This window comes from Pseudomonas sp. GD04091, assembly GCF_029836165.1.
Classification (GTDB): Bacteria; Pseudomonadota; Gammaproteobacteria; order Pseudomonadales; family Pseudomonadaceae; genus Aquipseudomonas.
Genome location: NZ_JAOEBG010000005.1, coordinates 60982 through 79878 on the forward strand (window position 1 = coordinate 60982; position 18897 = coordinate 79878).

Genomic DNA, 18897 nt, shown 5'->3' on the forward strand with positions numbered 1-18897 from the left:
TCAGCCCACGTTGTTGCGTTTGGCCAGGTCGACCATTTCCACCAGCGATTCGGCCTTGAGCTTGTCCATGATCCGACCGCGGTAGGTGCTGATGGTCTTGGCGCTGAGGTTCATCTGTTCGCCGATCAGTTTGTTGCTCTGGCCGCTGCCAAGTCGCCTCAATACTTCCATTTCGCGATTTGACAGGCTGCCCAGTCGTTCGCTCTCGCTTTCGAGGGTGTTGCTGTTGACCGTCATCTGCGGGAAGGTCGAATAGCCCTTGACCAGGGCTTTCAAGGCGAAGACCAGGGCATCGAGGTCCTCGCCCTTGTTGACGAACGCCGAGATGCCGGCGTCCATGCAGCGACGTACGTAAAGGTCGGCAGGCTGGCCAGTCAGGGCCATGATCCTGGGGGCAGGATCCAGGAGCTTGAGGCGCTTGATCACTTCCATGCCGTCGAGGTCCGGCAGGCCAATGTCGAGGATGACCACGTCTGCCTTGGTTTCGGCCGCCAGGCGCGCAGCTTCCTTGCCCTTGCCGGTTTCACCCATGACGGTGAAGCGCTCACGTTCAAGTAGCATGCGTACGGCGAGTCGAACAATGTGATGGTCATCGACCAACAGTACGGTTGTCATGGATAACTCCTGTCGAGATAAGGTCCGCTTCCTGCCTTGCAAGTTGGTGCTTCCACACGGACCCACTGGGCAGCGCGAACATTACGGCGATTCAGGGGGTTTGGTAATAGCCGAGTATAGGCGTGTTGAAAAGCCTACCTGCATTTGTTGAAAAGGACTACAAACCACCGGTCAGGAGCAAGGAGCATGAACCTTGGTCACGCGCTGGCGCGAGGCCGGGTTGTTGACCAGTGCCTTGCCCGCACGGGTCGGGCGCGCGACCAGCTGTCCCCCGCAGTTGGGGCATTGGCCTTGGAAGTGCCGATCATTGCAGGCGCGGCAGAATGTGCATTCGAACGAGCAGATCAGTGCGTCCGGGCTTTCGGCTGGCAGGTCGGCGTCGCAGCATTCGCAGTTGGGGCGTAGGTCGAGCATGGCGTGGCTTCCGTCGGGAGGGGGACGCCGCAGTGTGCAACGGCGCCTGGCCAGCCGACAATCGCCACATCAGCCCGGGCGGTAGAGGTGGGCGTGTCCGGCACGGTAGAGGGCGGATTCGGCAAACGGCGCGTCGCCCAGTACATGGCCGACGAGGATCAGCGCGGTGCGACGGAACCCCTTGTCCGCCACGCGCTCGATGATGTCCGCAAGGGTGCCCTTGACCCAGTCCTGATCCGGCCAGGTCGCCCGGTGGACCACGGCGATCGGGCAATCGGGCCCGTAGTGGGGCAACAGCTGCGCGACGATGCGCTCCAGGTGCTTGACGCCCAGATGAATCGCCAGGGTGCTGCCGTGCCGGGCCAGGTCGGCCAGTTGCTCGCCGGGTGGCATGGGCGAGCTGTCGCCATAGCGGGTCAGGATGACGGTCTGAGCGATGTCGGGCAGGGTCAGTTCGCAGCCCAGCAGCGCGGCGCTGGCCGCGGTGGCCGTCACCCCGGGGATGATCTGGTGGTCGATGCCCAGTTCACGCAAATGGCGGATCTGTTCGCCAATGGCGCCGTAGAGGCTGGGGTCGCCACTGTGCACCCGGGCGACATCCTCGCCGTTGGCATGGGCTTGGCGCATGGCCGCGACGATCTGCTCCAGATGCAGCTCGGCGCTGTTGATCACGGTATGTGCGCGGTGCCCCTCCAGCACCGCGGGCGGGACCAGCGAACCGGCGTAGATGATCACCGGGCATTGCCGGATCAGGCGCTGGCCTTTGACCGTGATCAGTTCCGGGTCGCCGGGGCCGGCACCGATGAAGTAGACCGTCATTGGAGTTCCTTGCACAAAAGAGCGGATTATTCGCCGATGGCCAGCGCCAGGGTAGCGCCACCCAGGACCTGGCGGGGGACATGCAGGCGTGGCTGGCCGGATGCATGAGCGGCCAGGGCCAGCGCGGTGCTCTCGGCAACGCCCCAGCAGCCGGTCTGGGCGTAGGCGCTGGCCGAACGCAGGCTGAGCAGCGGTTCGAAGGTCAGCAGGTGCCCTGCATCGAAGCACATGAAGGGCACCCCGAGGCGCTCGGCCAGGGCCAGCAGGCCTGGTTCGCGGGCCTTGGGGGCGATACTGGCGATCGCCTGCAAGGCCGAAAGCGGCAGGTCATGGCTGGCGAGTGTCTGGCGCAGCAATACCGCCAAGGTTTCCACCGGGCAACCCCGGCGGCAGCCGAAGCCGGCATACAGCACCGGCGGATGCACAGGCATCAGGCCTGGCTGGAGCGGCGATACAGCCAGGCGCTGAGCAAGCCCAGGGCCAGCCAGAACGCGGCGTTGGTCAACCAGGACGCGATCTTGAATTGAGTCGCCAGTGCTTGCGGGGCCACGCTTTCGTGCACGGCAGGCTGCGGTGCGCCGATCAGGTGTGGAATCACCAGCAGGGCCGCGCCAAGCGCCTTGAGCAGCCAGTGCCGGGCGAACACCAGCAGGGCCAGGCCGGCCGCCGTGGCGGCGGCGGTGCCGATCCACCAGGTCTGGCGTTGGCCCAGGTCGGCAGCGGCGGTGCCGGGCAGTTCCGGCGGCAGCCCGAGTGTCGGCGCCAGGCAGAACACGGCGAAGCCGGCCAGGCCCCAGAGCGCGCCGGTAGTGACGCGGCCAGGTTCACGCAGGCTGTAGAGCGCGGCGAGGATCAGCGCGAAGCCCACCGCGACCACCAGGTTGCCACCCGTGGTGGACAGCACGCGCTGCCAGCCGTCCTCCGGGGCCCAGGCCTCGGCACTGTGTTCGTGTTCATGGGGCGTGGCGTTTTCGCCATGTTCGTGATGTTCGGCGGCAGGGGCCGCGCTTTCATAGGTTTCCGCCTGGAGAATCAGCGGCGCCACCCAGAAACTCTGCAACAAGGTCAGCAACAGGGCCGCGAGCAGCCCGCTGAAGCCCGCGGTGCGGGCGATACGCGTGATCATGCGGGTCTACTCAGTGGCAAGGGAAGGCGGCGCTGTGGCGGGTGTCGTGGGCGGCGTTGTGCACCGCCTCGATGTGCGAGAAACCGGCGAAGTACACCAGGCAAAGGCCCAGCAGGCTGGCGCCCACGGCGACGATCATGCGCTGGCTGAGAGTGACGGGGGTAGTGACGCTGTGTTTGGCGCTGGTGTAGGGCATGACGCGTTCCTCTGCTGCTTCTTATGGCAACGGGCAAGCGCGACGCTCCAGGGCGCGATTCGCCCTGGAAATACGACAGCGCCCGCCCACCGCGGGGTGTTCATCCGCGCGTCAGGCCGGTCTCCGGGCTGGCGAGGCTGGAGCGGGGCTCCATCGAGGCCGTCACCTTCCCATGCCGATGCATTGGCACAGTGGTCTGGACGTCTCTCTCGCTTACCGTTGCGGGGGCAGCACCGGCTTTGTCCGCACGCTGTTGAAGAGGCGTGACGCACCGGTTTCCCGTTTCACCCCCATAGGGGGCACCTGAACGCAATGCGCTAGCAAATCATGGGGCACGGCTTGCGTCAATCGCGGCGGCGGTTGACCGCAAAGCGGGCACTGCGTAGCCTTGCCGCTTCGAGGTTCTCCAGCCCAGGCTGGAGCTAAGACGGGAACGCGGTACAAGCCGCGGCTGCCCCCGCAACTGTAGGCACTGAAGGGTTCGGCACAGCCACTGCGCAGGCGCGCGGGAAGGCGTCGGGCCTCCGGCAGCGATGCCGGAACGGTGCAAGCCAGGAGACCTGCCTCGTGACGTTTTCGACTTTCAACCGGGCGGGGTGATCCGGTGGCGAACGCGCCCGGCCGGCCTGGTCGCGGCTGTCGTCCTGCATGCCCGCGCCATTGCTGCCAAGGGCATCGCGACATGAAAACACTGGCCAAGCTTCCCGTCACCATCGTCACCGGCTTCCTCGGCTCGGGCAAGACCACCTTGCTGCGCCACATGCTCGACAACGCCCAGGGCCGCCGTATCGCGGTGATCGTCAATGAATTCGGCGAACTGGGCATCGACGGCGAGATCCTCAAGCAGTGCAGCATCGGTTGCACCGAGGAAGAGGCCAACGGCCGCGTCTATGAACTGGCCAACGGCTGCCTGTGCTGCACCGTGCAGGAAGAATTCTTCCCGGTCATGCGCGAGCTGGTGGCCCGTCGCGGCGATCTCGAGCACATCCTCATCGAAACCAGCGGCCTGGCGCTGCCCAAGCCGCTGGTACAGGCTTTCCAGTGGCCGGAAATCCGCAATGCCTGCACCGTCGACGCGGTGATCACCGTGGTCGACAGCCCGGCTGTGGCTGCCGGCACCTTCGCCGCCTACCCGGACCAGGTCGACGCCCAGCGCAAGCTTGACCCCAACCTCGACCACGAGTCGCCTCTGCATGAATTGTTCGCCGACCAGCTGGCCAGCGCCGACCTGGTGGTGCTGAACAAGGCTGACCTGATCGATGCCGAGGGCCTGGCCAAGGTTCGCGCCGAAGTCGCCGAAGAACTGCCGCCGGCGGTCAAGGTGATCGAGGCGAGTAGCGGCCGCCTGCCACTGGAGGTGTTGCTGGGCGTGGGTGCCGAGTCCGAGGCGCATATCGACGGCCGTCGCACCCATCACGATTCGCACCACGACGGCGATGACCACGACGATCACGACCACGACGCCTTCGACTCGATCTCCATCGATTTGCCCGAAGCCGATGAACGCCTGCTGCTCGATGCCCTGACGCAGTTGGTCACCGAGTTCGGCATCCTGCGCGCCAAGGGCTTCGCGGCCATCCCCGGCAAGCCGATGCGCCTGCTGATTCAGGGGGTGGGGACGCGCTTCGACAAGCACTTCGACCGCGCCTGGCGCAACCAGGAGCCGCGCATCACCCGTCTGGTGCTGATCGGTCAGGATCTCGACGCCGCTCAATTGGAAGCACGCCTGCGCCAGGCCCTGGGCGCCTGACCCATGCACCTGCTGCGGACCCAGCCCGGCGGCTTCGTGCCGGACGACAGCATCGCCGATCTCGGCCAGACCCCGGCCGAGCTGGTGATCCTCTGCAGCGGCGATTCGCACCTGGCGCTGCTCGCCGAAACCGCTGAGCAGCTGCCGGACGATTTTCCCAGCCTGCGCCTGGCCAACCCCATGCAGGTGCAGAACCACGCCTCGGTCGACCTCTATATGGACGAGGTGCTGCGCCATGCGAAGGTGATCCTGGTGTCGCTACATGGCGGCGTGGGCTACTGGCGTTACGGCGTCGAACAGCTCGTCGAGCTGGCCAGCGCAGGTGTGCAGCTGATCCTGGTGCCCGGCGACGATCGCCCCGACCCTGAACTGACCGGCCTGGGCACGGTGCGCGGCGAGCAGGCCGAGCGGCTCTGGCACTACCTGCGCCAGGGCGGCAAGGGCAATGCGCTGAACCTGTTCAACTGCCTGGCCAGCCAGTGGCTGGGGCGCGACTACGCCTGGGACGAGCCGCAGCCTTTGCCGCGTACCGCCGTGTACCACCCGAGCAAGGCCAGCGCGGAGCTCGAGGACTGGTACCCCGAGTGGCAGCCTGAATGGCCGGTGGCACCGTTGCTGTTCTACCGCTCGCACCTGCAGGCGGCCAACACCGCGTTCATCGATGCGTTCTGCCAGCGTCTGCAGGCTTGCGGCTTGAACCCGTTGCCGATCGCCGTGGCCAGCCTCAAGGAGCGCGCCTGCCTCGACCAGGTCGAGGACTGGCTCGACCAGGTGCAGGCCGAAGTGGTGATCAACACCACAGGATTCGCCCTGTCCAGCCCGGAGCAGCCCAACCTGCGCCCCCTGCGCCGCGACGTGCCGGTGCTGCAGGCGATCTGCGCCCAGGACAACCAGCCCGCCTGGGAACAGAGCGAACAGGGCCTCGGCGCCCGCGACCTGGCCATGCACATCGCCTTGCCGGAGCTCGACGGACGCATCATCACCCGGCCGGTGAGCTTCAAGGACCTGGCCTGGCGCAGCGAGCGCAGCCAGTCCGACGTGGTCTGCTACCGTGCCCATCCCGAGCGCATGGACTTCGTCGCCGAGCTCGCGCGGCGCTGGGTGGTGCTGGCACGCCTGGACAACCAGGAAAAACGCGTGGCCCTGGTACTGGCCAACTACCCGACCCGCGATGGGCGTATCGGCAATGGTGTCGGCCTGGATACCCCCGGCGCGGCGCTCAACATTCTCCAGGCGCTGCAGGCGCAGGGCTATCCGGTGGCCGGCTTGCCTGACAGTGGCACCGAGCTGATTCATCAGTTGCTTGGCGGGGTCACCAACGATCTCGACCACCTCGACCAGCGCCCCTGTGCCCAGAGCCTGAGCCTGGCGGACTATCACGCGGCGTTCGCCGAGCTTCCCGAGGCCAACCAGCGCGCGGTGCTGGCGCGTTGGGGCGCGCCGGAGCAGGACCCGATGCACCGCGGCGGACGGATGATGGTGGCGGGCTTGCGTTACGGCCTGACCTTCGTCGGCATCCAGCCGGCGCGGGGTTACCAGGTCGACCACAGCGCGGTGTATCACGACCCTGATCTGGTGCCCCCGCACGGCTACCTGGCGTTCCACTTCTGGCTGCGCAACGGCTATGGCGCCGATGCGCTGATCCATGTCGGCAAGCACGGCAACCTGGAGTGGCTGCCCGGCAAGGGCGTCGGTTTGTCCCGCGAGTGCTGGCCGGACGCGCTGCTCGGACCGCTGCCGAACATCTATCCCTTCATCGTCAACGACCCGGGCGAGGGCGCCCAGGCCAAGCGCCGCACCCAGGCGGTGATCATCGACCACCTGATGCCGCCGCTGACCCGCGCCGAAACCTATGGCCCGCTGCGTCATCTGGAACAACTGGCGGACGAGTTCTACGAAGCGCAGTTGCTCGACCCGCGTCGGGCCCGGGAGCTGCAGCGCGACATTCTCGAACTGGTCAAGGCCAACCACATCGACCGTGAACTGCAGCTCGAGGGCCAGCTGGACGACGCCGCCGTCTGGTTGCCGCGGCTGGACACCTATCTGTGCGACCTCAAGGAGTCGCAGATCCGTGACGGCCTGCATGTGTTCGGCCAGTCGCCCGAAGGGCGGCTGCGCAGCGATACGCTGTTGGCTCTGCTACGTGTCGAGCGGGGCGACGGCAAGGGTGGCAACGCCAGCCTGATCCGCGTCCTGTCCAGGGCGTTCGGGCTGGGCTTCGATCCGCTCGATTGTGACCTCGGGCAGGCCTGGCACGGGCCGCGGCCGACACTGCTCGAAGACCAGGCAGAGGGGCTGTGGCGCACCATGGGCGACACCCGCGAGCGCCTTGAGCAGTTGGCCCTGGCGCTGATCGAGCAGGCGCTGGAAGGCAATCTCACCTTGCCTGGCGAGATCGCGTGGCAGCCCGTGCGGGAGGTGCTGCAGGCGCTGGTCGAGCAGGTTGCCCCGCGCCTGGACGCTTGCGGCGCCGCCGAGACCGACGGCCTGCTGGCGGCCCTGGCCGGGCGCTTCGTGCCGGCCGGGCCCAGTGGCGCGCCCAGCCGTGGGCGCCTGGACGTGCTGCCCACCGGGCGTAATTTCTATACCGTCGATGTGCGCAACCTGCCCACCACCACCGCCTGGCGCCTGGGTTTCGCGTCGGCCAACCTGATCCTCGAGCGCCATCTGCAGGACCACGGCGACCATCTGCGTCAGCTGGGCCTTTCGGTGTGGGGCACGGCGACCATGCGCACCGGCGGCGATGACATCGCTCAGGCCATGGCGCTGATGGGCGTGCGCCCGGTGTGGGCCAGTGGCAGCCAGCGGGTCGACGATTTCGAGATCCTGCCGCTGAGCTTGCTTGACCGCCCTCGGGTAGACGTGACATTGCGTGTGTCCGGCTTCTTCCGTGACGCGTTCGGCAACCTCATCCGCCTGTTCGACGCCGCCGTGCAGGCAGTGGCGGCGCTGGATGAACCGGACGACCTCAACCCGCTGGCCGCCCGGGTGCGGACCGAGCGCGAAACACTCGTGCGTGAAGGCATGGACGCCGAGCAGGCCTCGCGCCAGGCGGGCTGGCGGGTATTCGGTGCCAAGCCGGGCGCATACGGTGCCGGCGTGCAGAACGCCATTGATGGGCGTCTCTGGCACAGCCGTGACGACCTTGCGCAGGTCTACCTCAATCACGGCGGCTATGCCTATGGCGCCCAGGACGAAGGCACCCCGGCCCGTGACCGTTTCGCCCACCGGCTCAGCCAGGTGCAAGCGGTGCTGCAGAACCAGGACAATCACGAGCACGACCTGCTCGATTCCAACGACTACTATCAGTTCCAGGGGGGCATGCTCGCCGCCGCCGAGACGCTGGCCGGTGCGCCGAGGGCGAGCTACCACGGCGACCATAGCCAGGCCGACCGGCCGCGTATCCGTACCTTGAAGGAAGAGCTGAACCGGGTGATTCGTGCCCGTGCCCTCAACCCCAAGTGGATCGACGGCGCCAAGCGCCACGGCTATAAAGGTGCCTTCGAACTGGCGGCGACGGTCGACAACCTGTTTGCCTTCGACGCCACCACGCACCTGATCGACGACCACCATTACCAGGCCCTGGCCGATGCCTACGTGCTCGACCCGGCCACCCGCGATTTTCTGCGCGAGCATAATCCCGAAGCCTTGCGCGACCTCACCGAGCGTCTGCTGGAAGCCCAGCAGCGTGGCCTGTGGCAAGATCCGGGCGACTACCGCGACAGCCTCGAGCAGCAGTTGCTCGAAGGCGAGGAAGACAGTTGAACATGAGTGAACCCGTGCAATTCCCGCTGGCCGCCGTGGTCGGCGCCGACGATCTCAAGCTGGCCCTGTGCCTGGCCGCGATCGACCCGAAGATCGGTGGCGTGCTGATCGAGGGCCCGCGCGGCATGGCCAAGAGCACCCTGGCCCGAGGGTTGGCCGATCTGCTCGGCGATGGCCCGTTCGTCACCTTGCCGCTGGGCGCCACCGAGGAGCGCCTGGTCGGCACGCTGGACCTGGATGCGGCGCTGGGGCTGGGCCAGGCGCGCTTTTCGCCTGGCGTGCTGGCCCATGCCGACGGTGGTGTGCTCTATGTCGACGAGGTCAACCTGTTGCCCGATCCGCTGGTCGACCTGCTGTTGGACGTGGCCGCCAGCGGGACCAATCGCGTCGAGCGCGACGGCATCTCTCATCGCCATCCCGCGCGGTTCGTGCTGATCGGCACCATGAACCCGGAAGAGGGCGAGTTGCGCCCGCAGCTGCTCGACCGCTTCGGCCTGAATGTCGCTCTCGAGGGGCTGCCGGCCCCCGATGCGCGCCAGCAGATCATTCGCCGCAGGCTGGCGTTCGATACCGATCCCGCGGCGTTTTGTGCCCAGTGGGCCACGGAGCAGGCGGCATTGCGCGAGCGCTGCCGCGTAGCCCGGGAGCGCCTGGCGTCGATCGTCCTGGATGATCGGGCCCTGGCCTGGATCACCGAACGTTGTTTCGCCGCCGGGGTCGATGGCGTGCGTGCCGACCTGGTCTGGTTGCGCGCCGCCCGTGCCCATGCCGCCTGGCGCGGCAATGCCGTCATCGAGGAGGCGGATGTCGAGGCCGTCGCCGAGTTCGCCTTGCGCCATCGTCGCCGTTCGGATGCCCCGCAGCCCCATGCCGCTGCGCAGGCAGAGCAGTCCACCCCGCAGCAGCACCAGGGCGGGCAGGGTGACTGGGGCGCCTTGCCGCCACAAGCGATGACCAGCGGTCCTCGTCGCGAGGTGCCGAACTGGGCAAAAAAGCCCTGAGCATCCGCGCACGCAACGCCCAGGCGACGGATGCCAGACCCCGCGTCGGTCATTTGACAGGTAGTGCTCGCGGTCGCCCGCGCGCAGCGGACAGTGGCCGTATCGCCTGGCTGCCGACCTTGCTCAAAGGCCGGCCACGCCTGCGCGCCGATCTTTGCTGGCGCCAGCGCCAGGCCCAGGCCCCCGAGCTGTGGCTGGTGATCGTCGATGCCTCGGCTTCCACCCGCCGGCATCAGGCGTTGGCCCAGGCCAAAGGGCTGCTGGCCGGTGTGTTCGACCAGGCCTATAGGCAGCGCGCGCGCCTGGCACTGCTGACGGCCAGTGGCAGCAAGCCACAATGGCAACGTCGTGGCCTCAAGGCGTCGGCGGCGCTGCAACCCTGGTTGCGATCGTTGGGCGCGGGGGGCGGGACGCCATTGTTCGCCGCACTGGAGCAAGCGCGAACATGGCTGCTGGCACGTGGCAAGCGTCTGCCTCACGAGACTCAGCGCTGTCTGGTGCTGACCGATGGTCGCCTGCAACAGTGGCGCGCGCCACAACCCATGCCATGTGGCACGTTGCTCGTCGATATGGAAATGGCGGCGGTACGGGTCGGGCGGGCACGACAACTTGCCGAACAATTAAATGCCGAATATCGACATGTCGAGCAGTTCGAACGGATCGAATGAAGGAAGACTTGCGACAAGATGTCGCAATTGAAAACTTGTCGTCGTTAAAGAGGTGAATTGCACAAGTGCGTGAACCGCACGCACTTGTGGCATCCGACGTACATCACTTCGGCATTGACCAAGGTTGCAGGTCATACCCTTTGCGCGACAGTTCCGCGCGCACTTCCTCGATCAGGCTGGCCCATTGCGCGGGGTCGGAATAGACCCGCGAGGACACTTGCTTGCTGCCGATACGGGTGCTGGTCCGGTCGATCACTGCCAGGCTCAGCTCACCAGTACCGTTGGGTGCATCCCAGGCAACGCACTGGAAGGGTTCGAAGGCGTGGTCGGCGATCAGCAGTGCTTCGTTGACACGGAGCGGGGCATTCATGGTTCGGTCTCTCTCATGGTCCCAAACAGCGAAATAAAGTTCCGCGATGTAGAAGTTCGAAACTCTACGACGCGGGGTTAATCGTACTGATGCTCCAGATCAGTGCCTGAGTCACATGTGCGCAGAAATTTTTTTGGCAGGGCATTCAATACTGTGATTGCGTGCGGCGTGTGACGTCGGGTTTTTGCAAAAATTCCCGTATGAGGATTATGTGACAAAGATGGGCTGACCAACGGTCATGGAGGGCGTCAAGTTCATTGCTACTGTTAATTTTGGCGTCGCAACTAACTGTTTATGCGTGAAAAACTAAAATCTGGCGCCAAGGAAAGGTCATGCTCGAGACTGCTGCCCACCGCCGCCTGTTGATCGTCGACCCCTGTGATGACTGCCATCGCCTGTTGCCAGGCCTGCGCAGCGTCGGTTGGGATGTGCGCAGCTGTACATTGGAGGCTGCCTTGGAGCAGCCTTGCGATGTCGGTCTAGTCCGCCTGCAGGTGTCGCATCTGCGCCATCCCGAGGCGGTCAAGGACCTGATCAAGCGCAGCAATACCGAGTGGATCGCCGTACTGAGCGCCGAAGAACTGCGGTTGCAGAATGTCGGCGATTTCGTTTGTGAGTGGTTCTTCGACTTTCACACCCTGCCGTTCGATGTCTCGCGGGTCCAGGTAACCCTGGGCCGGGCCTTCGGCATGGCGCGCCTGCGCGGCAAAGGGGCGATACGGGTGGACGAGCCCGAGCACGAACTGTTGGGTGAAAGCCGGCTGATCCGCGAGCTGCGCAAGCTGCTCGGCAAGCTCGCGCCCACTGAATCACCTGTGCTGATCCGAGGTGAGAGCGGCACCGGCAAGGAGTTGGTGGCGCGCACCCTGCATCGCCAGTCGCAGCGTCGCGACAAGCCGTTCATCGCCATCAACTGCGGCGCTATCCCGGAGCACCTGATCCAGTCCGAACTGTTCGGCCACGAGAAAGGCGCATTCACCGGGGCCCATCAACGCAAGGTGGGGCGCATCGAAGCGGCCAACGGTGGCACATTGTTTCTCGATGAAATCGGCGATCTTCCCTTGGAGCTGCAAGCCAATCTACTGCGCTTCCTGCAGGAAAAACATATCGAGCGGGTAGGCGGCAACCAGCCCATCGCGGTGGACGTCAGGGTTTTGGCGGCGACGCACGTCGACCTGGAAAAGGCGATAGGGCAGGGGCGGTTTCGCGAGGATCTGTATTACCGCCTCAACGTGCTGCAAGTGATCACCGCCCCGCTGCGCGACCGGCATGGCGACCTGTCGATGCTGGCCAGCCACTTCTCGCAGTTCTACAGCCTGGAAACGGGGAGGCGTCCACGTTCGTTCAGCGAAAGCGCGCTGGCCGCCATGGGGCGACACGATTGGCCGGGCAATGTACGTGAACTGGCCAACCGAGTGAGGCGCGGCCTGGTGCTGGCCGAAGGCCGGCAGATCGAGGCGCAGGACCTGGGCTTGCAGGAGCTGCACGAGCAGGATCAGCCGCTGGGGACGCTGGAGGATTACAAGCACCGGGCAGAGCGCCAGGCGCTCTGCGATGTACTGAGCCGGCACAGTGACAACCTGAGTATCGCGGCGAAGGTGCTCGGCGTATCACGGCCGACGTTCTATCGGTTGCTGCACAAGCACCAGATTCGCTGAAACAGGTACCCGACAGGTTGCGGCTCAGCTCGATTGGGCGATATGCCCGTCAGCCAGTTCCTCTTCCGTTTCCTCCTCACCCGGCATGGCAGTGATCACACTGAAATCACTGACCTCCACCTCGCCGCCGCCATACCCCAGCAGATGGAAGGAAAACGCCTTGCGCACGGTCGGGTTGTCGAAGTCGAACTCCATCTCCAGCGGCTGATCGGCCGTCACCAGCATCTCCTCGGGCAGCCCCAGTTGTACATCCTGCTCCAGCTCTTTGGCTTTCAGGCGGATGAAGGCCTAGCGCTGTGGGTCGAGGGCGCGGACCTTGAGGCGGACCTTGGTACGTGTGCCTTCCGGCATTTCCAGATACTGCGCGCCGATCAGGTTGTCCGCCCAATCGTCGCGAATGCGCTCCTGCAGGGCGATGGGGGCCGGGCCACCGAACTGGTACCGCAGATTGAGCGGTGTCTGCAGTAGCGACTGGTCCAGGTTGGCGGCCAGCAGGTTGAGCTGCGGCCCGAGCGTGTCCTCGCCCCGACCGAGGAACTTGGCCTGGTCGGCGATGAAGCCTTGGCTGGCATAGCGTCGGCAACGTTGCTGGAAGTCGCATTCGTTCAAGGTGCCTTGGCCATCGTGATAGCGCAGGACACCGTTGGTGTAGGAAATCATTTCACGGCCACTGTCATAGTCGCGATACAGCGAGCGCCCTCCCAGTGCCACCGGAATCGGCAGGGCGAAGTAGTCGAGCAGCGACGTGGTCAGGTCGATATGACCATAGGTGCCTTTCTTGAGGCTGGGCAGTTGTGCCTGTTCCGGCGCGAGCGTGAGATTGAAGCCCCAGGCCGAAGCCAGGCGTACGCCGTCGATGCCGTGGGACTCGTCCGAGGTGACGACCACCAGGGTGTCCTTGAGCACACCCTGGCGTTCGAGGTTGTCGAGGAAGTCGCCCAGCGCATCGTCCAGGTACGCCACGGCTGCCTGTTTGGCGGTGTCATGGCGTTGCAGGTACGTCTCGGGTGCGGAATAGGGCTGATGAGTGCCAACGGTGAGCAGCGTGAGCATCCAGGGCTGCGGCTGCCTGCGCAGCTCGCCCACGTAGTCCAGCGCGCCTTCGAAGAAGGCGCGGTCATCCTTGCCCCAGGGGAATTCGAGATAGTTGGCGTTGCCGAACCACTCCTGGCCATGCACCGAGTCGAAGCCGATGTGCGGCATGATCCGGTCCTTGGCCATGAAACGCAGGCCGGCGCCTTGCAGGTAGTGGGTGGTGAAGCCAGCCTGGCGCAGTTGCGCCGGCAGGCAGGCCTGGTTGCGTTGGTTCTGGGTGAGCAGTTCCACGCCTTTGGGCGTGCCGTTGGCCAATTTGTCATAGTCGCCGCAGAGCATCGCGTAGAGGCCGCGAATGGTCTGGTGAGTATGCAGCACGTAGTCGGGTGTGCTCATGCCGCGTTCGGCCCATTGGTCGAGTCTGGGCATGAGGTTCTGCTGGAAGCGACTGCCCAGGGCCTCGCGGTTGGGGCGCACGTAGGCGCCAGGGATGCCTTCGACCGTGATGATCAACAGGTTGCGGGCGCTGCCCGCGCCATCCAGCAGCCGGCGCCCGGTAAGGTCGGTCTGGGTCAGACCGGTGCTGGGCAGCGCAGTGACGGAAGCGGTCTGGCCCATCGTGCTCAGCGCCAGGCGCTGGACACTGCCAGTGGCGGCGCTGAGCGCCTGATGGCTGAGATTGAATTGCCGCCATTGATCGGCGTCCGATGGCGCAAGGTGCTGGGCGCTCCAGTGCAGTACGAACAGTGACAGGGGAATGGCCCAGGCGCGTCGTGGCAGTGCGGCGCTGCGCGAGCCCCGGCGCAGGCTCGCGAGCCAGGCGCCAAGCCCCAGGGTCAGGAGCACGGGCAGCCAGGCGTGGGTCAGTCCGCTGCCGGTGGAGTTTTCCATGAACTGGGGATCGAACAGGTACGTCAGATCGTCGATGGTGGGTAGCCTGCCGACAGCGCTGACCAGCTCTGCCGAGGCGATCCACAGGCTGCCCCAGGCCAACAGCACCGGCAGCGCCAGCCACCAGGGGCGTCGGTGCAGCGCCAGTATCAGCAGGCTGCCGATCGCCAGGTCCGACAGATAACCGAACGGGTCTGACCAGCCCAGCAGGGCGCGTGCGGCCATGGGTATCACCAGCACCAGGATTGCCATGGTGGCAACGCGGGCGCGAGGGTGACCGAGCAGCTTGTTCACAAAACCTTCCTTAAATGCCATTAAACCGTCACAAAATTGTGCTGGATGATAACAGGCCGATGGCAGGAAAGCCGGACGCTACAAAACCGGTAACCAAATGCCGGGCCCATAGCCGGGCCCGGAGGGGCTCAGAAGTAGTACGGGAATTTCAGGCTGAACGAGAAGTCGGGCGCGTCCTCGGTCAGGCCGATCGAGAGGTTGGGGACGATGGTCAGGTTGTCGGTGGCGGCAAAGGTCAGGCCGACGTTGAAGTTCGCGGCGTTGTAGTCGCTGTTGGTGATCGACTGCCAGTCGCCGCCATCGGGCTTGATCTTGCTCTTGCGGGCAAACTGGTCGGTGACCGAGAACGACATGCTCATTCGTTCGTTGAGGGCGAAGGCGATACCGCCGCCGATCTGCCAGGAGTCGCCCAGTTTCACATCGCCAGGCACCTTGCTGTTGACCTGCGGGCTGATGTCGCTGAACGAGTCCTGCATGTTGTAGGTGTAGGACAGGCTGGCGAACAGGACGGCCGGGTCGAACGTCTTGACCAGCGAGATCCCGGGCGTGATCGCCCAGACCCCGTTGCCGGTCGGCAGGCTCTCGGGCACCGACAGGTTGTTGTTGGTCGGATCCTCGACCAGCTTGATGCCGTAAGGGTCCTTGCCGGTGGGGGCCTTGACGCGCAGGGTGACGACCGCGTCGGGCAGGTTTTCCGACTCGTCGAGGAATTTGTAGGCAATACCCACGTTGATGTCGCCGATGGTAGGGTCGCGGGTGACGGAGGCGTCGGAAGTGGCCGGGCCTGAGCCGCCGGCACCACCTGAGGAATACGTGGATTCGCGGTAGACCACCGGCACGTTGATGTCGAACTGCCAACGTTGGTCCAGGTTGTAGCGGGCGGTCAGGTCCAGGGTCCAGTTGTTCGCCTTGATGCGGTCGAGGTTGATGTTGCCGAGGAAGATCGAGTCCAGCGCCAGAAAACCGTTGAGCGTCAGCGCCCGGGTGTCGTAGTGCGTATAGGTCAGGCCGGTCTCGAAGCTGAACTTGCCGCCGCCGAAGAAGCCGCTGGCTTCGTCGTACAGGTTGGAAACGCTCTGCGCCGGCTCCGAATCGTCCCTGAGCGACTGGCCATACGAACTGCCGGCGCTGCCAGGCGAGCCCGAGGCCACGGTCTGCGCGCCCTTGGCCGGCGTCGAAGGGGATTTGGTCAGACGCTTTGGGGGCGGCGCCGCAGGCGCTTCCTCGACCTGGCGCACACGCTGCTCGAGCACCATCAGGGCGTTCTGCTGGGCTTCGTAGCGTTGCTTGAGCTCGCGCAGTTCCTGCTTCAATGCCTCGACCTGTGGGTCCGGAGCTGCATACAGCGCTGTGGCGGGGACCAGAGTACTCAAACAGACTACAGCTCTGAAGCTCGACGATCGTTGCATGGATTAGCCGTCCCTTCTGACTACATACGATGAGACACAGCGTAGATCAGTATCCGAGCGCGCGAAGTCCTTTGAGCTGGTCAAGGTTGCCGTTCAGCGAGCTGGTGGCCACATTGTCCCGCAGCACGACATTGAGCGAGGTAAGGTTGCTGACCTGGTTGCCGTTGCCAAGCAGCGTGGCGTTCTGCATCAGCCCGCCTTCGGCGATGCGCTGCAGGGTGCTGCCCTGGTTGTTGTTGGCCACCACGTTGAGCTGCACGCCGGAGCCGGTCGCCGACACGCTCATCGAGCCCGCGCCATTGGCGCCGACCAGCGTCGAGCCGGTGGCCAGCACCTGCCCTTGCTGGGGCGCGTCCGGCGCCTGGTTGGCCTTGCTGACGTTGATGTCGACATTGTTGTAGGCGCTGTTGTTGTCGCCGGCCGCCCGCACGATCTGGGTGACACCCTCGGTCGTGTTGAGGCCACCGCCCCCGGTGACGGCGCCGGTGCCCTGCGCACTCGTCGTGCCCGTTCCTTTCTTGTCGATCATCGATACGTAGAACTGGGGCTTGATGGTCGTCTGCTGGATCTGCATCGAGGAGGTCGCCCCGATGATGTCGCCGTTGGCGTTCTGCCAGGTGCTGGTCATGACGACGCCGAAACTGACGATTCGCCCGGGCATCACATAGCGACCCCGCAAGTTCGCCAGCTCCTGATCCTTCAGTTCAATGGGTTTGAACGTCTCTGCCTGGGTCGGCAGGGCGGCGGCCAGGCAGATCAGGGTGAGCCAGGCTGGGGTCTTCATCGGATACTCCCGGAGCGTCGTGCTCGATTGTCATTAGAAGAAGTCGCTGCGGATGAAACCAAAGTCCATCAGTTCGGCATCCTTCACCGGGGTGAACGTGTTGACACGGCCTTTGGCGCTCAGCGGCAGGGGCGGGTCGAGCAAGGCATTGGTCTTGTCGTAACCCTGGCCGATGACGGCGAAGATGATGCCGTTCCAGCCTTTGAGGAAATCGTCGACCTTGTAGCGCTTGTGGCCCAGTACCGGATCACCGATGTACACCCAGCCCTTGTCGACTTTCTGCAAGACCACGAAGTGCTTGTAGCCACGGATGTCCATCAGGACCACCACCGGGATACGCACGCTGGTCAAGGTGTCGGCGGCTACCCGGTAACCGCGGGCGCGCATGCCCAGGCTTTCCACGTAGCGTTTCATGTCGAGCATCGAGAAGCCCTGGACCCGGACCAGGTCCTGGTCGGCGTGGGCCAGCATGCCCTCGATGACCTGTTGTTCGTCGACGTCCAGCCAGTAGGCCTGGCGCAGGATGGTTGCCAGCGACGCGGCGCCGCAGCTGAAGTCGGTTTTCTGTTGCACCAGGTCGGCGAACTTGCGCTCGCGTATGCTCTGGATGGGCTTGTAGATCACCGCCCCCCCCGGCAACACGGAAAGCGGCATCTGCGCCGCTTCGCCATAGCTGGCCATGCACAGCACAAACGCCAGAGCGATCATACGCATGGTCGGTGCCTCCTGGTCTTTGTCGAAGAAAGGCCCCCCGAAGGGGGCCTCATGGTCACGGCACTCAGAACGAGGTGTTGGAGATGGCCAGCGAGTTGCTTTGCTGGTTGCCCACACCGGCTGCCACGTTGACGCCGAGGTTGCCGCTGCCGCCATTCACCGAGCCACTCAGGGTGGCGGTGTTGGTCACAGGGTTGGCCCAGCCGGTAGGAGTCAGCACCTGGAAGGACACGGTGTTGCTCAGGTCGTACGAGCTGGACTCGGCGAAGCTCTTCGAGCCCGACTTCGACGACTCGGAAGCGCTGCTACCCGATTTTTCGTACGAGGAGTCGTAGGCTTTCTCGAACGAAGAGTCGTAGGCCTTCTCGAACGAGGAGCTGGAAGACTTCTCGCGCGACTTGTCATACGACGCGTCGATCGAAGCGCTCAGCGATGCATCGAACGAGTCGGTGCGGCTGCGCTCATGGCGGCCATAGTCCTGGGTCTGGGTCACGCTGCCATTCGCCGAGGCTTCCAGCGAAGCGTTCAGAGAACCGCTTGCCGAAGAGGCCGACTCATGGCTACGCGATCCGCTGGCGTTGGCGCTGTTGGAGCCACTGGCATTCCAGCTCTTGGCGCCGGCGGCTTCCCAGCTCGACGAGGCGCTCTGGTCCTTGCTGTAGCTGGAGTCCTTGTTGTACGAGGCGCTGCCAGTCTGGGTGGTGGTGAACGACAGCGTATCGACCCGGTAGGTGCGGTCGGCGTTGTTGTTCACGACCAGCCCTGGGCCGTTCTGGTCGGCAGAGGCGGTTGCGGTTGCGTTGCCCAGTGGCGCATTGGAGTTGGCAATGGCCATGGTGTTTTTCTGCTGGTTGAGGTCGCCACCGGCAATGTTGATGCCCATGTTGCCGCTGCCGTTGTTGCCGGAGCCGCTCATGATGCCGGAGTTGGTGGTGCCGTAGTTGTCGACCCGGTTGTTGTTGCTGTACTGACGCACATCGGCGGTGGCCGAGGCGGAGCCGAACACGAAGGTGTTGTCCAGGCTGGAGTCGGCGCCAGCGTTGGCAATGGCGGCGGCGTTATCCTGCTGGTTGCCGGCGCCGGCGGCCACGTTGACACCGACGTTGCCGCTGGTGCCGGAGGCCGAGCTGCTCATTTCGGCTTCGTTCACGGTCCCTTCGTTGCGGATGCGGTTGCCAGTGCTGCTTTGCTTGTCCCAGGCATTGGCGGTGGCATACACAGGGATCTTGGTAGGAGGAGGGGTGTGATGACCGTTGTTATGGCCGTGGCCATTGTTGTGGCCATGGCCACGCGGATCATTCTGCCCAGCTTGTACAGCTACAGCCATGATCGCAGCAATTGCGAAAACCAGAGGCTTGAGTGCCATCGAGGGTTTCATGGTGATTCTC

At 64.9% G+C, this 18897-nt stretch carries 16 protein-coding genes, 1 pseudogene and 2 riboswitches; of the genes and pseudogenes, 5 read left to right on the forward strand and 12 right to left on the reverse strand.

What is annotated here, in order from left to right; translation table 11 throughout:
• From N7422_RS08445 to N7422_RS08470, 6 genes are all read right to left on the reverse strand, one after another.
• Entirely contained in the window at window positions 1-615 is a 615-nt protein-coding gene (locus N7422_RS08445) for a response regulator transcription factor (protein WP_279806121.1), read from the reverse strand.
• A 171-nt stretch (window positions 616-786) separates the two neighbouring features.
• Window positions 787-1029, reverse strand: a complete 243-nt coding sequence (locus N7422_RS08450) for a DUF1272 domain-containing protein (RefSeq protein ID WP_279806122.1) — start codon at window positions 1027-1029, stop codon at window positions 787-789.
• Between the two features lie 69 nt (window positions 1030-1098).
• Window positions 1099-1848 (reverse strand): precorrin-4 C(11)-methyltransferase, encoded by a 750-nt coding sequence (cobM, locus tag N7422_RS08455; protein WP_279806123.1) that lies wholly within the window; start codon window positions 1846-1848, stop codon window positions 1099-1101.
• Window positions 1849-1874: 26 nt separating this feature from the next.
• Complete coding sequence (locus N7422_RS08460; RefSeq protein ID WP_279806124.1) at window positions 1875-2279, reverse strand: cobalamin biosynthesis protein; 405 nt, start codon at window positions 2277-2279, stop codon at window positions 1875-1877.
• On the reverse strand, window positions 2279-2974 hold the full coding sequence (locus N7422_RS08465) for a CbtA family protein (protein WP_279806125.1): 696 nt from the start codon (window positions 2972-2974) through the stop codon (window positions 2279-2281). Before N7422_RS08465 ends, N7422_RS08460 begins: the two co-directional genes overlap by 1 nt.
• A gap of 10 nt (window positions 2975-2984) precedes the next feature.
• Complete coding sequence (locus tag N7422_RS08470) at window positions 2985-3170, reverse strand: CbtB-domain containing protein (protein ID WP_279806126.1); 186 nt, start codon at window positions 3168-3170, stop codon at window positions 2985-2987.
• A gap of 96 nt (window positions 3171-3266) precedes the next feature.
• A riboswitch (cobalamin riboswitch) is annotated at window positions 3267-3492 on the reverse strand.
• A 60-nt stretch (window positions 3493-3552) separates the two neighbouring features.
• Window positions 3553-3753, forward strand: a riboswitch (cobalamin riboswitch).
• Between the two features lie 99 nt (window positions 3754-3852).
• On the opposite strand from N7422_RS08470, the gene cobW reads away from it, so the two are divergent.
• From cobW to N7422_RS08490, 4 genes are read left to right on the forward strand one after another with little or no spacing between them, the layout of a single operon-like run.
• The gene (cobW, locus tag N7422_RS08475) at window positions 3853-4920 is read left to right on the forward strand and encodes a cobalamin biosynthesis protein CobW (RefSeq protein WP_279806127.1); all 1068 of its coding nucleotides are present in this window, start codon (window positions 3853-3855) and stop codon (window positions 4918-4920) included.
• 3 nt (window positions 4921-4923) lie between these two features.
• Window positions 4924-8685 (forward strand): cobaltochelatase subunit CobN, encoded by a 3762-nt coding sequence (gene cobN / locus N7422_RS08480; protein ID WP_279806128.1) that lies wholly within the window; start codon window positions 4924-4926, stop codon window positions 8683-8685.
• Between the two features lie 2 nt (window positions 8686-8687).
• Window positions 8688-9686 carry an AAA family ATPase gene (locus N7422_RS08485; RefSeq protein WP_279806129.1) on the forward strand — a complete coding sequence of 333 codons (999 nt, stop codon included), beginning with the start codon at window positions 8688-8690 and terminating at the stop codon, window positions 9684-9686.
• 53 nt (window positions 9687-9739) lie between these two features.
• Window positions 9740-10354, forward strand: a complete 615-nt coding sequence (locus tag N7422_RS08490; protein WP_279806130.1) for a VWA domain-containing protein — start codon at window positions 9740-9742, stop codon at window positions 10352-10354.
• A gap of 103 nt (window positions 10355-10457) precedes the next feature.
• On the opposite strand, the gene N7422_RS08495 is transcribed toward N7422_RS08490, so the two are convergent.
• Complete coding sequence (locus N7422_RS08495; RefSeq protein ID WP_134689731.1) at window positions 10458-10724, reverse strand: hypothetical protein; 267 nt, start codon at window positions 10722-10724, stop codon at window positions 10458-10460.
• 332 nt (window positions 10725-11056) lie between these two features.
• On the opposite strand from N7422_RS08495, the gene N7422_RS08500 reads away from it, so the two are divergent.
• Entirely contained in the window at window positions 11057-12382 is a 1326-nt protein-coding gene (locus N7422_RS08500; RefSeq protein WP_279806131.1) for a sigma-54 dependent transcriptional regulator, read from the forward strand.
• Between the two features lie 24 nt (window positions 12383-12406).
• On the opposite strand, the pseudogene N7422_RS08505 reads toward N7422_RS08500, so the two are convergent.
• From N7422_RS08505 to N7422_RS08525, 5 genes and pseudogenes are all read right to left on the reverse strand, one after another.
• A pseudogene (locus tag N7422_RS08505) lies at window positions 12407-14623 on the reverse strand (LTA synthase family protein).
• Between the two features lie 107 nt (window positions 14624-14730).
• A complete protein-coding gene (locus tag N7422_RS08510; protein ID WP_279806132.1) occupies window positions 14731-16011 on the reverse strand; it encodes a hypothetical protein in 1281 nt (426 codons plus the stop codon).
• A gap of 46 nt (window positions 16012-16057) precedes the next feature.
• On the reverse strand, window positions 16058-16795 hold the full coding sequence (locus tag N7422_RS08515) for a hypothetical protein (protein ID WP_279806133.1): 738 nt from the start codon (window positions 16793-16795) through the stop codon (window positions 16058-16060).
• 33 nt (window positions 16796-16828) lie between these two features.
• Window positions 16829-17509: a C39 family peptidase gene (locus tag N7422_RS08520; RefSeq protein ID WP_279806134.1), complete on the reverse strand. Its 681-nt coding sequence runs from the start codon at window positions 17507-17509 to the stop codon at window positions 16829-16831.
• A 64-nt stretch (window positions 17510-17573) separates the two neighbouring features.
• Complete coding sequence (locus N7422_RS08525) at window positions 17574-18887, reverse strand: heme utilization protein (RefSeq protein WP_279806135.1); 1314 nt, start codon at window positions 18885-18887, stop codon at window positions 17574-17576.
• Window positions 18888-18897 lie beyond the last annotated feature (10 nt).

Coding starts and splice junctions, on each gene's coding strand:
- N7422_RS08445 (WP_279806121.1), bottom strand. CDS start 615: ATGACAACCGTACTGTTGGTCGATGACCATCACATTGTTCGACTCGCC.
- N7422_RS08450 (WP_279806122.1), bottom strand. CDS start 1,029: ATGCTCGACCTACGCCCCAACTGCGAATGCTGCGACGCCGACCTGCCA.
- cobM (WP_279806123.1), bottom strand. CDS start 1,848: ATGACGGTCTACTTCATCGGTGCCGGCCCCGGCGACCCGGAACTGATC.
- N7422_RS08460 (WP_279806124.1), bottom strand. CDS start 2,279: ATGCCTGTGCATCCGCCGGTGCTGTATGCCGGCTTCGGCTGCCGCCGG.
- N7422_RS08465 (WP_279806125.1), bottom strand. CDS start 2,974: ATGATCACGCGTATCGCCCGCACCGCGGGCTTCAGCGGGCTGCTCGCG.
- N7422_RS08470 (WP_279806126.1), bottom strand. CDS start 3,170: ATGCCCTACACCAGCGCCAAACACAGCGTCACTACCCCCGTCACTCTC.
- cobW (WP_279806127.1), top strand. CDS start 3,853: ATGAAAACACTGGCCAAGCTTCCCGTCACCATCGTCACCGGCTTCCTC.
- cobN (WP_279806128.1), top strand. CDS start 4,924: ATGCACCTGCTGCGGACCCAGCCCGGCGGCTTCGTGCCGGACGACAGC.
- N7422_RS08485 (WP_279806129.1), top strand. CDS start 8,688: ATGAGTGAACCCGTGCAATTCCCGCTGGCCGCCGTGGTCGGCGCCGAC.
- N7422_RS08495 (WP_134689731.1), bottom strand. CDS start 10,724: ATGAATGCCCCGCTCCGTGTCAACGAAGCACTGCTGATCGCCGACCAC.
- N7422_RS08500 (WP_279806131.1), top strand. CDS start 11,057: ATGCTCGAGACTGCTGCCCACCGCCGCCTGTTGATCGTCGACCCCTGT.
- N7422_RS08510 (WP_279806132.1), bottom strand. CDS start 16,011: ATGCAACGATCGTCGAGCTTCAGAGCTGTAGTCTGTTTGAGTACTCTG.
- N7422_RS08515 (WP_279806133.1), bottom strand. CDS start 16,795: ATGAAGACCCCAGCCTGGCTCACCCTGATCTGCCTGGCCGCCGCCCTG.
- N7422_RS08520 (WP_279806134.1), bottom strand. CDS start 17,509: ATGCGTATGATCGCTCTGGCGTTTGTGCTGTGCATGGCCAGCTATGGC.
- N7422_RS08525 (WP_279806135.1), bottom strand. CDS start 18,887: ATGAAACCCTCGATGGCACTCAAGCCTCTGGTTTTCGCAATTGCTGCG.